This is a genomic window from Pantoea sp. V106_11 (genome assembly GCF_029967885.1).
In the GTDB taxonomy this organism is placed as follows: Bacteria; Pseudomonadota; Gammaproteobacteria; order Enterobacterales; family Enterobacteriaceae; genus Pantoea; species Pantoea ananatis.
The window spans coordinates 350,494-364,496 of record NZ_JASCAK010000020.1 but is presented as its reverse complement, the minus strand read 5'-3'; the positions used below and the strand labels follow the sequence as shown (position 1 = coordinate 364,496).

Annotated in this window: 16 protein-coding genes, 1 tRNA gene and 1 pseudogene; 5 read left to right on the top strand and 13 right to left on the bottom strand. The window is 51.8% G+C overall.

The window, feature by feature from the left end; genetic code table 11:
• Positions 1-18: 18 nt before the first annotated feature.
• A complete protein-coding gene (locus QLG08_RS03035; protein ID WP_014605556.1) occupies positions 19-723 on the bottom strand; it encodes a phosphohydrolase in 705 nt (234 codons plus the stop codon).
• Between the two features lie 611 nt (positions 724-1,334).
• Between QLG08_RS03035 and QLG08_RS03030 the strand changes: the two genes are divergently transcribed.
• The 3 genes from QLG08_RS03030 (at position 1,335) to QLG08_RS03020 (ending at position 3,139) form a co-directional block, all read left to right on the top strand.
• A complete protein-coding gene (locus QLG08_RS03030) occupies positions 1,335-2,012 on the top strand; it encodes a hypothetical protein (RefSeq protein WP_013026204.1) in 678 nt (225 codons plus the stop codon).
• 171 nt (positions 2,013-2,183) lie between these two features.
• Entirely contained in the window at positions 2,184-2,951 is a 768-nt protein-coding gene (gene mtfA, locus QLG08_RS03025) for a DgsA anti-repressor MtfA (RefSeq protein WP_246874316.1), read from the top strand.
• Between the two features lie 112 nt (positions 2,952-3,063).
• Positions 3,064-3,139 (top strand) — tRNA-Asn (locus QLG08_RS03020).
• A gap of 72 nt (positions 3,140-3,211) precedes the next feature.
• Here QLG08_RS03020 and QLG08_RS03015 read toward each other — a convergent pair.
• The 4 genes and pseudogenes from QLG08_RS03015 to QLG08_RS03000 form a co-directional block, all read right to left on the bottom strand.
• Positions 3,212-3,544 (bottom strand): type II toxin-antitoxin system PemK/MazF family toxin, encoded by a 333-nt coding sequence (locus tag QLG08_RS03015; protein WP_282472800.1) that lies wholly within the window; start codon positions 3,542-3,544, stop codon positions 3,212-3,214.
• On the bottom strand, positions 3,545-3,802 hold the full coding sequence (locus tag QLG08_RS03010; protein WP_014605554.1) for an antitoxin: 258 nt from the start codon (positions 3,800-3,802) through the stop codon (positions 3,545-3,547).
• Positions 3,803-4,149: 347 nt separating this feature from the next.
• Complete coding sequence (locus tag QLG08_RS03005; RefSeq protein WP_210523690.1) at positions 4,150-4,356, bottom strand: helix-turn-helix transcriptional regulator; 207 nt, start codon at positions 4,354-4,356, stop codon at positions 4,150-4,152.
• Positions 4,353-4,604, bottom strand: a pseudogene (locus QLG08_RS03000) (hypothetical protein); the annotation flags it as partial. The pseudogene QLG08_RS03000 and the gene QLG08_RS03005, both read right to left, overlap by 4 nt.
• On the opposite strand from QLG08_RS03000, the gene QLG08_RS02995 reads away from it, so the two are divergent.
• Complete coding sequence (locus QLG08_RS02995) at positions 4,572-4,772, top strand: hypothetical protein (protein WP_210523691.1); 201 nt, start codon at positions 4,572-4,574, stop codon at positions 4,770-4,772. The pseudogene QLG08_RS03000 and the gene QLG08_RS02995 overlap by 33 nt on opposite strands.
• 84 nt (positions 4,773-4,856) lie before the next feature.
• Here QLG08_RS02995 and hemH read toward each other — a convergent pair whose 3' ends face one another.
• Positions 4,857-5,819 carry a ferrochelatase gene (hemH, locus tag QLG08_RS02990; RefSeq protein ID WP_041930826.1) on the bottom strand — a complete coding sequence of 321 codons (963 nt, stop codon included), beginning with the start codon at positions 5,817-5,819 and terminating at the stop codon, positions 4,857-4,859.
• Positions 5,820-6,552: 733 nt separating this feature from the next.
• On the opposite strand from hemH, the gene QLG08_RS02985 reads away from it, so the two are divergent.
• Positions 6,553-7,791, top strand: coding sequence for an MFS transporter (locus QLG08_RS02985; RefSeq protein ID WP_105079416.1), 1,239 nt, complete (start codon positions 6,553-6,555; stop codon positions 7,789-7,791).
• A gap of 291 nt (positions 7,792-8,082) precedes the next feature.
• Here the strand turns inward: QLG08_RS02985 and QLG08_RS02980 are convergent, their stop codons facing one another.
• The 7 genes from QLG08_RS02980 to QLG08_RS02950 form a co-directional block, all read right to left on the bottom strand.
• Positions 8,083-8,508, bottom strand: coding sequence for a pentapeptide repeat-containing protein (locus QLG08_RS02980; RefSeq protein WP_105079415.1), 426 nt, complete (start codon positions 8,506-8,508; stop codon positions 8,083-8,085).
• Positions 8,509-8,670: 162 nt separating this feature from the next.
• Positions 8,671-9,681 carry an iron ABC transporter permease gene (locus tag QLG08_RS02975; protein WP_210494361.1) on the bottom strand — a complete coding sequence of 337 codons (1,011 nt, stop codon included), beginning with the start codon at positions 9,679-9,681 and terminating at the stop codon, positions 8,671-8,673.
• Complete coding sequence (locus tag QLG08_RS02970; RefSeq protein WP_176138163.1) at positions 9,678-10,610, bottom strand: ABC transporter substrate-binding protein; 933 nt, start codon at positions 10,608-10,610, stop codon at positions 9,678-9,680. Before QLG08_RS02970 ends, QLG08_RS02975 begins: the two co-directional genes overlap by 4 nt.
• 31 nt (positions 10,611-10,641) lie before the next feature.
• Positions 10,642-11,445 (bottom strand): ABC transporter ATP-binding protein, encoded by an 804-nt coding sequence (locus QLG08_RS02965; protein ID WP_014593965.1) that lies wholly within the window; start codon positions 11,443-11,445, stop codon positions 10,642-10,644.
• Between the two features lie 252 nt (positions 11,446-11,697).
• Positions 11,698-11,994: a hypothetical protein gene (locus tag QLG08_RS02960; protein WP_013026217.1), complete on the bottom strand. Its 297-nt coding sequence runs from the start codon at positions 11,992-11,994 to the stop codon at positions 11,698-11,700.
• A 79-nt stretch (positions 11,995-12,073) separates the two neighbouring features.
• Positions 12,074-12,562 carry an Hsp20 family protein gene (locus tag QLG08_RS02955; protein WP_014593966.1) on the bottom strand — a complete coding sequence of 163 codons (489 nt, stop codon included), beginning with the start codon at positions 12,560-12,562 and terminating at the stop codon, positions 12,074-12,076.
• A gap of 229 nt (positions 12,563-12,791) precedes the next feature.
• Positions 12,792-13,964, bottom strand: a complete 1,173-nt coding sequence (locus QLG08_RS02950; RefSeq protein WP_029568936.1) for a carbohydrate porin — start codon at positions 13,962-13,964, stop codon at positions 12,792-12,794.
• Positions 13,965-14,003: the final 39 nt, after the last annotated feature.

The following is a 14,003-nucleotide window of genomic DNA, read 5'->3' as shown; positions in this document are numbered from 1 at the left end:
CTATACTGTCATAAAAATTTAATATTCAGCGTGTATAGGGCTAAAGTCGTGGAGTACTGACTCATCCAGACTGACTAAGTTGCCTTGCAGTTCCGCACACAGCTTGGCCATATAGTGCACCAGAAAGTCCGCATTGTGTTCTGCCAGCCTGCGCCCTGCTTCGGTTTGCATGGTTTCTGGCAACCGCAGTAGCTTGGTCTGAAAGTGATCCAGCGTCCACTTAACATCATTGAGTTCCCGATCTTTACCGAGCGGATCCTCGCTGTTAAACAAGGGGCGATTCATGGAACCTGCCGTATAAAACACCCGCGCCAGACCGATAGCACCGAGCGATTCCAGCCTGTCGGCATCCTGCACAATTTTTGCCTCCAGCGTTTTTGGCGTAATGGCGGCACTGAAGCTGTGCGACTGAACCGCATGCATGACCTGCTCGATCAATTCCTCAGGAAAATCGATGAAATCCTGTTGTAAAATGCGCTGCGTTTCACTGGCGGCATAGGTGGATGCCTTGTGACGCTCAGGGTGGTTTTTCGGTAAATTCACCACATCGTGAAAATAACACGCGGTCAGGACCACCAGCGGATCGGCCTGGGTGCCGGCCATAATGCGTTGAGCGCTCATCCATACGCGGCGTAAATGTGCGATATCGTGCGCGCCATCATCATGAATCCAGTTGTTTTCAAACCAGGTCTCATAGCGAGCCTGCCAAAGCGTAAGTGACATATTCTCTTTCCTGTTGGGTTGACGTCCGTCCTGACTGACGATGAATTACGCGCTCAGGGCCGACCATCATAGCGAATGGCTAATGACATTTTCTTTACACAGCAGAGGAATATCGCCCTTGCCCCAGGATAATTTCGAAAAAAAATGCGACGCTGATCATTTTTATAGCATTTTGCCGTAATTAAAACGTCAGTTTGCTGCTTTTTCAGCCTTGACTGATTTAATTGCGGGCAGGTTAATTAGTTTAATAAATGTAATGATTAATGATAGGCATTTTCTCGGGGAGTAACAAAAAACATGACATAACCTGTTCGCACTTATCATTAAAATCGGCAAAAGTTACACACAGATAAATCTGAAAAGGTTCCTATTTTTGCCGATATAACGTACTGTATTCTCACTATCAGATGTCCCGGAACGCGCATTGACAACAGCATTGTTGATTTTTTATCCGCCCCCGTTTTTCGGGACAAAAATCACCAATGCTCAGATGACTATGAGACGGCAAATTGTTAAGGGTAATGATTTATAGTTTTTATGATATTGCCACCATTTAGATGCCCTTGTTGTTTTAGCAGTAACCGGGTTCTACTAATAAAAAGAGGTAATCCATGAAAGAGCGGCCGATTCTTTTTTCCGAACAGCGGGTTCGTGCCCTGTTAGTTGGCCAACAAACGCAAACCCGGCGCATAATGAAAACGCAGGCTTTTGGCCCGGGGCAGGATCACCACGAGGGGGTTCATGCTTTTGACGTTCAGGCTAACCACCTGCATGGCGATAAAATGATGTCGATGAATGACATTCGCTATCACTGCCCGTACGGTATGCCGGGCGACGTGCTTTGGGTGCGCGAAACCTGGCGTGGGCCGATTGTGCCGCAGGATGCCCTGGCGGATTACGAGCGCGATCCCGTACCGTTCCGCACGCCGGAATTTTGCCAGTACCGTGCTGACAGCAATGAACTGGGTCAGCATACGCTGAGCGGCCCGGATGACGAGCAGTTTGGCTGGCAGACGGCCATTCATATGCCGCGCTGGGCCAGCCGTATCAATCTGCTCATTACCGATGTGCGTGTGGAGCAGATTCAGGATATCAGTGAAGATGACATCATGGCTGAAGGGGTCCAAACCGACTCGCACTTTCTGAATAACTTTTTCACCATGAATGTGAATTCAGAAATGCCAAAAGAAGCCTATCGCAAGGCATGGCAGAAACAGTACGGTGCAACCAGCTGGCAGGTAAACCCGTGGGTGTGGGTCATTGAGTTTGAGCGCGCCGGGCGTGAGTAAATTTAGCCTGCGCTTTGCGGGCTAAATCACAGACAATCTCCTCGCTAACGGGTTGAATATACCGTCTTCATCCCTGAAGCCCGACAATGCCAGCATGACGTTTCGATGCTGGCATTTTCCTGTCTGGTCTCTCAGGATTCTGCGACAGCAGCATTCAGTGCGGAACTTACGATGTTAAAATGGCCATGGAAAACGCATAGCGATACCGCCGTCACCGAATTGCCCTGGCAGGCCGGTCTGGCACAGCCCATCTTTACCCTTCTCACACAGGATGAACAGCAGTCGCTGACAGAACTGGCCCAGCGCTTTCTGCAGCAAAAAAAGCTGGTTCCGCTTGAAGGCTGCCAACTTGATGCGCTGCGTAGCACGCGTATTGCCCTGCTGTTCTGCTTACCCGTGTTGAAACTGGGTCTCGACTGGCTGGATGGCTTTCATGAAGTGCTCATCTATCCTGAGCCCTTTAATGTGGCGGATGAGTGGCAGGATGAAAGCGGCCTAGTGCATCACGCGCCTGCCGTTCATGCGGGCCAGAGCTGGACGCAGGGCCCGGTGATCCTTAACTGGCTGGATATTCAGGATTCCTTCGATCTGTCAGGGTATAACCTGGTCATTCATGAAGTGGCACACAAGCTGGATGCCCGCGGTAGCGGCTACACCAGCGGCGTTCCGCTGATTCCTCTGCGTGGCGTCGCCCAGTGGGAAAAAGACCTGCGTGAGGCCATGGCCGAGGTTGAAAATGAGGTTGAGCTGGTCGGGGAACAGGCCGCCAGTATCGATCCTTATGCCGCCAGCGATCCTGCGGAATGCTTCGCGGTGTTATCCGAGTATTTTTTTACCGCGCCGGTTCTGTTAGCTGAACGCTTTCCCGCGATGTATGGGCATCTCCAGCAATTTTACCAGCAGGATCCGTTAAGCAGAATCCAGATGACTGATCGGTGATTTGTTTACTTCGCGAACGCTTTGCATTAAAGCTAGCCAGTTGAATGCTAAACGCTTTTTTACAGTTGACACCTTGAGGCGACCTCGTTACTATTCGCCTCGTTCACACGATTCCTCTGTAGTTCAGTCGGTAGAACGGCGGACTGTTAATCCGTATGTCACTGGTTCGAGTCCAGTCAGAGGAGCCAGATTTAAGAAGCCTGCTTAGGAAACTGAGCAGGTTTTTTGCTTTTCTGCGTTTACCTTTTACATCTAAACTCTCAGCTCAGAATGGCCTCCAGTCTGGCCACCACTTCATTCACAATAACTTCAGGTATTCGTTCAAGATATTTGCCGTTCCGGGCTTCCATATCAAGGGTTCTGGGCTGGTCACAACGAATTACCCCCGTTGTTTTCGTTCCTGCGCCATCCAGTGAAACAGTAAACCCCGCTGCGCGGGCAAAGTTTCCGCCGTTGGTCACGGGAACAACCACAGGTAGCCGCGTAAACTGATTAAAAGACGCCGGAGAAACAATCAGTACTGGACGCCTTCCGCTTTGTTCATGCCCGGCAATCGGATCTGGTGAAACGAGCCAGATTTCCCCTCTTTCCATCTACAGGAGCTCCTTGCCCACCGCAGGCGCATCAATCCATTCCCGACCCTCTTCGCTTATTTCAGCGTGCGGATCGCACTGCGCCAGTAGTTCTTCGAGTGAATAGCGGGGACGTTTTTGAGGTTCAATTATGAGGCAGCCACTATCAATGGTCATGCCCACTTCGCTGTCCGTCGACAGCCCCAGCGTTTTCAGCACGGCGGGAGGGACCGCCAGCATGACAGATCCGCCAACCTTTTTCAGACGAGTGGTATACATAGAGCACCTCCGAATATTATATTTTAATATAACATCTGCGGCAGGCGATGCACAATTATTCATCAGATTCATTGTGATTTCCTTAACGTAGTAAAGCGTGAAGAAAGCCTTAATCTATCAGAGGACAGATCCGGCAGTTTTCAAAGGCGGCATTGCCGGTAAAACGGCGACCATCCTGATACATCAGGTGCTTCTTTTAGATCATGAAGCACTTCGTGCAGTCAGGAACTTAGTTCGTGGTAAGAAGGCCGATAATAGAAAACTGTTTTTGCGGTTCAAAGGATTATGACGGATCAGATAAACGAAATGCGGCGCAGCTTCCGTATCAGGGCTGCGCCGGAGGAACATCAGCGATAGCGCGAAGGCCAGATTTTTTCAGGCTCGACGTCTAACGTTTCAGCAATCAATCTTTCGCCTTTGGGCCAGCGGCGGGTAAGCGCATTAGCCAGCGTGGAGAACGCCAGCCCTGCCTGACGGGAAACCGCCGCCAGCGACGTTCCCCGTTTTTTCAGGGCCGCAATAATGTCGGCGGGATGCCAGTCCTGTTGCGTCATGCCGTCACCTCGTCGATAAACTTCACGCCGTCGGCTGTGCGGAGCCAGCGCGGGGCTTTCATTTCCGCAGCGAAATAGTTGATCAGTTCATACAGCAGGCAGCTAAGGTGCTTCTCCGTTTCAGAGGCAAATCCCAGCCCCGACAGAGTTTGCGTGATAGCAAGGCAGTAACGACAAAGCTCCGTACATTCAGGCTCGAAACGGGGAGTGGTCGCATGGAGAGTGTCAACGGTCAGGCTTTCAACCAGTTACAAGAAACCATCGAAGGTTTTGCCACGCGTTATAAAACACCTATACAAAAAATACCGGTAGAAACGTTACGCACTAAACTCAAGTTCTGGTTTGTTACGAACCGTCCAGCACTGCATTTCCGGTGCGAACCGGCGGCCTGCATCCGGTCAGCATTGCGCGTCTAAAAAACGGGGCCAGAATGCACACATTCTGGCCCCGTCACGGCTGGCGTTATGAGCCGGATGGCTGATGTCAGCACGCGCCGGAGGCTATTTCGCGCCCTCTGCCAGCTGTCGCAGCATCTCAATATGAACAGGCTTATCGTTGAGCGCAGGGATATAGGTAAAGGACGTTCCCCCTGCATGCATGAAGATTTCTCTGTTCTGCTCATCCAGTTCTTCCAGCGTTTCCAGGCAGTCTGCCGCAAAACCCGGGCTAATCACCTGCAGGCTTTTTACACCTTCCGCAGGAAGATTTTTGATGGTTTCATCGGTGTACGGCGTTAACCAGGGCTCTCTGCCAAATCGTGACTGGAAGGTCATTACAATCTTCAACGATGGCATGTTAAGGGCTTCGGTGAGCAATTTGGTGGTCAACGCACAGCGATCCTGGTACTTATCCCCTTCGTTAGAAAACCTGACCGGTATGCCATGGTAGGAGACCAGTAGCGTATCCGGCACGCCATTGGCCTCGAATGATTCCAGCACAGAGGCTTTTAACGCCTCGATGTAGGCAGGATGATCGGCATAATCGTTTATGAAGTTGATCGCCGGCGTGTAACGGTTTTTCATCGTCTGCAGGTGACGGCTGACGCTGTCCCAGACGGAAGAGACGGTGGACGAGGAAAACTGCGGATACAACGGGATGACGATAATTTTATCGACACCTTTAGCCAGCAGTTTGTCAATGGCGCCGCCAATGCTGGGCTCGCCATAGCTCATTCCTAACTCGACAGGCATGCCCGTCAGCGCTTCGAGTGCGCGAGCCTGGCGAACGCTGTAAACCATCAACGGTGAACCTTCGTCCATCCAGATAGAGGAGTACAGTTTGGCCACGCGTTTGGCGCGCAGCGGAATAATCACACCATGCAGGATTGGGCACCACAGGATCCTGGGTAAATCGACCACTCTGTAGTCGTGCAAAAATTTAGATAAAAACGTTTTAACCGCAGCAGTTGTGGGTTCTTTTGGTGTTCCAAGGTTAACAATTAAAACACCCTGTTTATTCGTCATTAGCTGGGACCTCTGAAAACCCATGGAAAAAAAGTGCCTGAACACTGTAGCACACTCAAGGACACCATCACCTCCGTCCTGGCCGCTGGCGTGCGCGGAGGCGAAACGAAAACCGGCTTAACTCAGCCTTCGGATCGGCACCGACCGCTGAGTCAACGTTCAACGCCCTTTGCTGTCTCCGACACGGCCATATGCCCCGGGCTGTCGGTACAGGCCATCAATGAAAACACGCAAGCGCACCTGACAGTTTGCAAAAAAGTAAATCTGGCTCGCCGCGCTTCAATACATTTTCAGGCAGTGAATACCACCACGCGCAGCGACACCGCCTTTTTTAGTTTTTAACTCTGCGTTATCTGAGGAGTCAAAAACAGTGGGTCGTATCTTACCATCGCCCTGCTGGCAAACGACCAATAGCTCTGATAAGTCCTGTCGCCCTCCAAGCCGGTTCGTGCTTTTTATCGCCATAACTGATGACAAGACGATCGGATAATCCCCTGACTATTCAGGGGGAACTATCACATCTTGTCGATATTTCGATTTATCAAAGTGAATATTGAGCATGCTAATATTTAGACGTCTATGCTCGTGCTGCCCGATTCCGCTTATGGCGAGCGAGTCGGATCATACAGCACACTCACTGTGCTTCAGCCAGGACAAAATAAGACCGAATACGGTCATGAATCAGACTGATGCAACCACTTTCGCCAACAGGCGGTTCGGGACAGGAATCATTATGCATAAAGGGGTTTCTACAGGCGAAGACGCGTTGCTGCAACACAGGTCATTTGTGGCCTTCTGGCTGGCCCGTACCTGTTCTTCGTTTGGCTTTCAGATGTTTTCCGTGGCCGTCAGCTGGCAAATCTATGCGATTACCCACAGCGCCATGGCACTGGGCATGATTGGCCTGATGCAGTTTCTGCCTTCGGTGCTGTTAGCCTTGCCCGCAGGGCATCTGGCAGATCAATTCGACCGTCGTCGTATCGTGGTGATTGGGCAACTCATTGAATGGGCCGCCCTGCTCGCCCTGGTGGCGCTGACGCTACTGCACTGGGCAGATAAGATTGAAATTTGGGGGTTGGTCTTCCTGATCGCTTTGGCTAAAGCACTTGAGTGGCCTGCTATTACCTCAATGCTACCTGCGCTGGTCCCGCCATCGATTCTGGCGCGCGCCATGGCGGCCAGCTCCGTCGGCGGTCAGGCCGCGGTGATTGTCGGGCCGACGTTAGGCGGACTGCTTTACGTGGCCGGTCCCGAGGTTGTTTACGGGGTTTCAGCGCTCTTTTATTTGCTGTCGCTAATCTTAGTCAGTCGCCTACGTTACGAACGTCCTCCTCAGGAACGTATGCCGATGACCCTGTCGAACATGTTTATGGGCGTGCGCTTTATTCGCGAACGCAAAGACGTGCTCGGCGTGATATCGCTCGACCTGTTTGCCGTGCTACTGGGCGGTGCTACCGCACTGCTCCCTATCTTCGCCCAGGATATTCTGCACACCGGGCCATGGGGCCTTGGCCTGTTGCGGGGTGCGCCGTCGGTAGGGGCGCTGTTGGTCGGCGTCTGGCTGAGCCGCAACAAGCTGGAAAAGCACGTCGGCATGATTATGTTTGGCTCCGTTGCGGGTTTTGGCCTGGCGACGCTGCTGTTTGCCCTTTCCACCAAACTGTGGCTTTCACTGCTGGCGCTGGCGGCGCTGGGCGGTTTCGATATGGTGAGCATGGTCATTCGCGGCGCACTGGTTCAGCTGGATACACCGGATACGATGCGCGGCCGCGTCAATGCGGTTAACGCCATCTTTATCAATACTTCAAACCAGTTGGGTGAGTTTGAGTCGGGGCTGCTCGCGGCATGGATGGGCGCGGTGCCTGCCGCGGTGATTGGCGGCGTCGGGACGCTGGTAGTGGTCGGGCTCTGGATGACGCTGTTTCCGAATCTGCGCAAAAGGCAGAAGCTTGAGAATGAAACGTTGGGGTGATTGCGATGTTGAAGGCTGCAGCACTGAGAAATGCGCTTATTGATTGGCAAAGCTTGGCTGCAATATTGATTGAATTCTGCAGGCTATATCTCTATAGCCCCACCGCAAGTACGGCTAAAATATTAGCAGATACACTGTGTAGTGACAGATAACAACGAAGTGCGCGAGTATTTTAATTTTACTAAGCAGATGATTAGGTAGATTAAGTGCAGGTATATTCAAAGGATCCAACCACACTAAATAATAAAACCGAGTAAGGCTGATTTCTCTTTCTCGGCTTTATTTGAGAAATCAAATAAACTGAGAAGGTATATACATATTTTCAAACTGGGTTGTTATTGGTAAAATACCACCCTCAAACTTAAGTCCACGAAAGTCACATTTTTTTAATTTCGCATCAGTAAAGGTGCAATTAATAAATTTCGTTGCTCTAAACTCAACGCGATCAAAAACAGCACCGGTAAAATCACAGTCTACAAATCTTACGCGACGACCACCGTACTCAATTCCGGAGGATCCAGCCACAAACTTTGCTTTGACAAAATGACTTTCTTCACACACTGCATCATCCATATTGATTACTGATTTACTTTTTGAAAAATTGCATCTTTTTATTTCTGCTTTGCATAAAAGAGCGCTATCTAAACACGCGTTTTCAAAGTCTACATTTGTCAGAATACTATTATTAATACTTCCTGACACTTTCGAATAAGACATATCAGCATTCGTTATCTTTGATTCGAAGAGGTTTACAGCTTTTAATTCATTTAATACCGCAAAGGGGCCAATTGTCACACCTGAGAGAAGAGTGAAATTTTGCTACATAGTGACAGGCGGTGAGCATCCGTATGTTCCGGGCTGAACTGGCCTCGTTTTGCTTCAGGTATTCGATGCACGGGTCAGCAGCAGAATCACAAAAATCCCCCCGATGCCTGCCGTAATAATCCCGATCGGCAGCTCCTGCGGTGCCAGCAGCGTTCGGCTGATGATATCCCCGCCACAGAGCAAAACCGCGCCGCCCAGGCCACACAGCGGTAACAGCAGACGGTGCTTTACCCCTGTGACCGGTCGACACAGGTGCGGTACCATCAGGCCGACAAAACCAATCACCCCGGTGAGCGCGACCAGCATTGAGGTCGTCAGCGCGCAACAAAGAAAGACTTCAATCCGCAAACGACTGACGTTAATCCCCAGCGACAGCGCCGTTTGTTCGCCCGCCAGCAGACCGTCCAGCGAGCGGTGACGCATCAGAGCAAAGCCACTCAGCAGGACAACACCGGCAAGCGCAACAGGCAGATTCTGCCAGCTGGCCAGCCCCAGGCCACCCAGCGACCAGAACATCACCGAACTGGCCGCTCGCTGATCGCCAGAGAAAATAAAATAGCTGGTGAGCGCGCCAAACAGAAAAGACACAGCCAGCCCACAGATGATCAGGTGTGCTGGGCTGCGCAGTTTTTTGAAGTAGAAAAGCAACATGACCGCAGCGGCAGAACAGAGCCCGCCCGCAAAGGCGGCAACCGGCAAGGTCAGCTCACCTAACTCGTTACCAAAACGGGTGATGACCAGCACCGCACCTGCCGAAGCACCGGAAGAGAGACCAAAAAGAAAAGGATCGGCCAGATCGTTGCGGGTGGTGGTTTGCAGCAGCGCTCCCACCATCGCCAGCCCGGCACCGGTCAGGGCTGCAAGCAACGTGCGCGGCAGGCGGAGATCGATCACAATCCGGCTGATCATTTCAGACTGAGGCATGGCGATCAGTTCCAGTGCGCCCAACACCTGCGTCAGGGATAACGCGACCGTGCCTTTGGCAACGCTGATTAACATCAGCACTGCCAGCAGAAGGACGCAAAAGCACAAGATGCAATAAAAACGGTAAGGTGTAGCATTCACGGCGCGGTTCCTGAATACAGGGCGCGCGCCAGTTTCTCCACCGCGGCAATATTAGCCGGGCCTGGCGTCAGCTCAGCATACTGCAGCTTCAGATAACGATGATGTTTGACGGCTGGCGTGAGTTTCATCAGCGGATGACTTTCCAGGAAATGCCGAAGGGCATCCGCCCCGCCGCCGGTTTGATAATCCAGCAAGATAATGAAATCAGGTTCGGTTGCCGCCACACTTTCCCATGACGTGGTGCCCCAACTGATATCCAGCCCCTCCAGCGCATTGGTTGCGCCGGCGGCTTCAATGATGGCGGTTGGCATGGCATATTTTCCGCTGGTAAACGGCTTATCTTCCCCGGAGTCGTAGACAAAGACCTTTAACGGCCGGACCGCGCTGGGTCGTTGAGGAATCATTCTCAGGCGCTCCTTCCAGTGATTAACTAAAGCCTGCGCCTCAGCCTGTTTGCCAAAGATTTTACCTAACGTCAGCTCATCGTGATAAAGCAGATCCATGCTGGCTTTATGCTTTTCTTTTTGGGTAAAAACGCAGCTTTCACTCAGCACCAGCGTCTTAATGCCGTACTGACTTAACGAGGCTGGCGTCACGTCGCCGCCCACCTTCATGCCATAATTCCAGCCGGCAAAAAAGAAGTCAGGATTCACCGCCACCAGCGTTTCCAGAGAGGGATACTTAGGCGCCAGCTCAGGAATGGCCCCCATCGCCTGCTTAAATTCCGGTGTCATCTTGTACCAGCCACTGATGCCCGTCAGCCCGACGATGCGATCCTGCAAATGAAGCGCAAAGGCCATTTCTGACATATTGAGGTCGTTAATGACCGCCCGCTCAGGCGGTGCATTAAAGGTAACCGGCTGACCGCAGCTCTCAATGGTGACCGGGAAATCGGCCGCGAGGGTTTGTCCAACAGGAATGCTCGCCAGCCATGCCGCGCAGCAGAGCCTTAACAACGAATCAGGCACAGTCTGGCACCTCGAAAATGCGTAAATGACTCCCGTTCGCGGGATGCGCTACGGTAAAACTATTTAAACCGAATACCGGCCGGAGATAGCGGGATGACAGGGCGCGAGCAGGCGTATCACATACTACCTGCTCCCCCTGTGACAGAATCAGCACGCGGTCGGCAAACGTATCTATCAGTGATAAATCGTGCAAGACCGCCACGGCCGTGATGCCTTTGTTTTTGATTAACGTCAGCAGCGCATGTCGGCCAAGGGGATCAAGATGATTGGTCGGTTCATCCAGCAGAATCAGCTGTGGCTTTTGGGCCAGAACGCGCGCCAGGGCCGCTCTTTGCCGTTCACCGCCTGATAACGCATCTAGTGAACGTCGCCGTAACGCCGCCAGCCCTGTTTCCTCTAGCACCTCACTCACAACGCGCTGATTGACAGAATGTGGACAGGCGCGCACATGAGGAAGACGACCCAGTGCAACGTAATCCTCAACCGACAGCCTCAGGTCAGGCACGTCGTTTTGCGCCATGACGGCGATACATGTGGCTAACTCCTGCCGTGTGTAAGTTTTGATGCAGCGACCGTTTAGCGTTATCTCATCCTTCTGTACCGCCAGCTCACGGCTCATCGCCCGCAGCAATGAGGTTTTGCCGCTGCCGTTCGGCCCAATGATCGCCAGGCGCTCCCCTGTCCCGATGCCGAATGTGATGTCATTGAGCAGGCAGCCGCCATCGGGTTTGTGCAGCGCCCCAATGTTCACCCGCAATATCGATTCACTGGCATGTAATGTCTCTGGCTGCATCATATCACCCCATCTGTTTTTGTTACGTTATAACATAACAATGGCAAGGTAGAATAACAAGCGCCCAGTTGACATGAAAAAAAGTGCCGACGACGCGGCACTTAAAGACAGGGATAACGAATGACGGAACAGGCTATTTAAATCGGTTATGCAACAGGCTGGCCGTCATCGCTAACATGCCTGCCCCCAGAGCGCTATGCAGCATAAAGGTATTCAACATAACGACTTCCTCGCGTTTACCGCTGTCCTGAGCGGTCACACTGCCTCAGCCAACTTTTCCTCGTTGGCCTCTTTCTCAATCAAGCGCATCAGCAACGATACCCGGCGATCGGTACGCTCTGGGGTATCCGGTGGCAGGTTGTAGCGCAGGGTGTAGAGCTTGCCCTTCTCGTTGTAAAAATCCACCACCAGCACAGGCAGAATTCCGCCTGGCACTTTATTGTAATTCACCGACAAGCGGGTCCTGCCTAGCTGCAGTTTGGCAGCCATGACGGTCTCGCCGACCAGTTTAGGATACAGGCTACGATCTTCGGGCACGCTGATGACTCTCATAACAGCCTCCTGATTCTCCGCTTGATAACATAGTGCGGAGAGCGCTGTTCACGCTCCCCGCTGTCGGGTCAAACTGCCATTAAGCCTGATGTTCAATCGCCTCTGAGGTGCGGTGTTCAATCGGAATGCGGCGAGGTTTCTCGCTTTCTGGCACCTCATGATGCAAACCGACCCGCAGCAGTCCATCCTGAAGCCGTGCGGTGGTGACTTTCATATGTTCAGGCACGCTGTAGCTCAGACGGAAGTCTGAACGACTGATGCCCCGATGCAGCCAGCCGCTGTTCTGGCCTTCTTTGTCCGCCTCTTTATCTGTAACCACCTCTTTCTGGCCGGTAACCGTCAGGCGACCGCCCGCCACCTCGATCTCCAGCTCGTGTTCTTGCCAGCCGGGGACACTGACGGTGAGCTCATAGTGCTCATTATCCGTTTGTCTGAGGTCATAAGAGGGTGAAACCGACACGGGCGCATCACCGGTCAACTGGCTGAAAAGCCGATCGATACGGTTGAACCGGTCTGAGAATGCAGAATCTGCAACAGAAGGAAACAGTGGAAAATTACGTAATGCCATGGTGATAACCTCCTGAATTAATCGTTCATTCAAAAGCTCATCTGAGTGGGGACCCTCCCCGTTTCTCACAAAAATTTATAGGATCTTTTTGGATGATTTCAAGGGATGAAAACGAAATTTTTTTGGCAGCTGGCGGGCCAGAACCTGGTGCCTTTTTGACGATGTTGAGTGACGCGCCGCGCCCTGTAAAAATGCCATGTCATCTCAACCGGGAGCGGCTTATTGCCTATCAGAAATGGTATTTAAACCGGACGCGTGCCCCGTAACGTTCGTTATCGCCACTGTGCCTTTCGGCATTAATCTGCGACCAGTAAGCGCCAAGGTAAATATCGAAATTTTGCATCTTCATGACATTGCGAAAACGGTAAGAGGAGTGGATGGTATGGATATCATACTTGCCTAAGATAAAGTCACTCAGGCTGGCTCCGCTGATATACTGTATCGTAAAGGCTTTCACATCGTTACGCGCGTAGATATAGCCAAGCTGAAAGTCGCGCCATAGTCCATTCAGCCCAGCACTGAAGTTTTGTTCTTCCGTCGCATCCATATAGGCCGTGCTGAGATTGATGACCGCCCCTGAATCTGGATTCGCACGTTGCCCGTCCCAGCTCAGCGTGGCGCCATATCCATTGCGCTTAGACTGATCCTTAAACTGCCCCCGGTTATCGGTATAACCATAGGCATTGTTCACCACGTTGCTTTCCATGCCGACAGCCGCCGTGACGTCGCTATGGCGCCAGGCGATAACCGGGCGCAAATAAATAACATTCTTTTTATGCTCCATTGTATTCCCATGGTATTCCCCATTCTGGAACAACCTCGTTCCGTCATTCGCCATGGCATTTAATTCAAAATAAAAACGTTGCCATGTTTTACTTAGCTGAATAGCCCCCGCCGATCCCCGTCCGCGCGCCTCTTTCATCATGTAGATATAGCCATAGCCATCTTCGTAGAGATCGTTGGCCGTGTTGCCGGAATATTCGATAAGCGTGTCCTGATTGAGCGGAAACATATCGAAGGCTTCATAGCGGCCTACTTGCACTTTCCAGTCTTTTTCCTGACCAAAGAAGAAAGCCGCGTCGTCTAACTCAAGCCCGCCAGAGAGATCGGCAAGCGGTTGCACGGTAAAGCCTGCAAAGGATTGATCCGCCATGCTTCGGTAACCGTCCAGCCCGATTAAAATTCGGCCATTGACGTCCCAGCGTTCCGCTTCTCCTGCCTTCCAGTTTTTATCAGCACGGGTTTTTAATGAGGTAATTTGGCCCGTTCTGCTTGCACCATCGAGATTGAACTCAACATCACCATAGAGTTTCAGCGCGCCTTGTTCTGTATCAAACGTTATCGAGGAAAATGAAGCGGAAGAGATAAAAACCAGTCCCCAGACATAATGCCGGTATTTCATAACCAACTCCTTATGCTAAATAACCCTGAGTGAATAAAT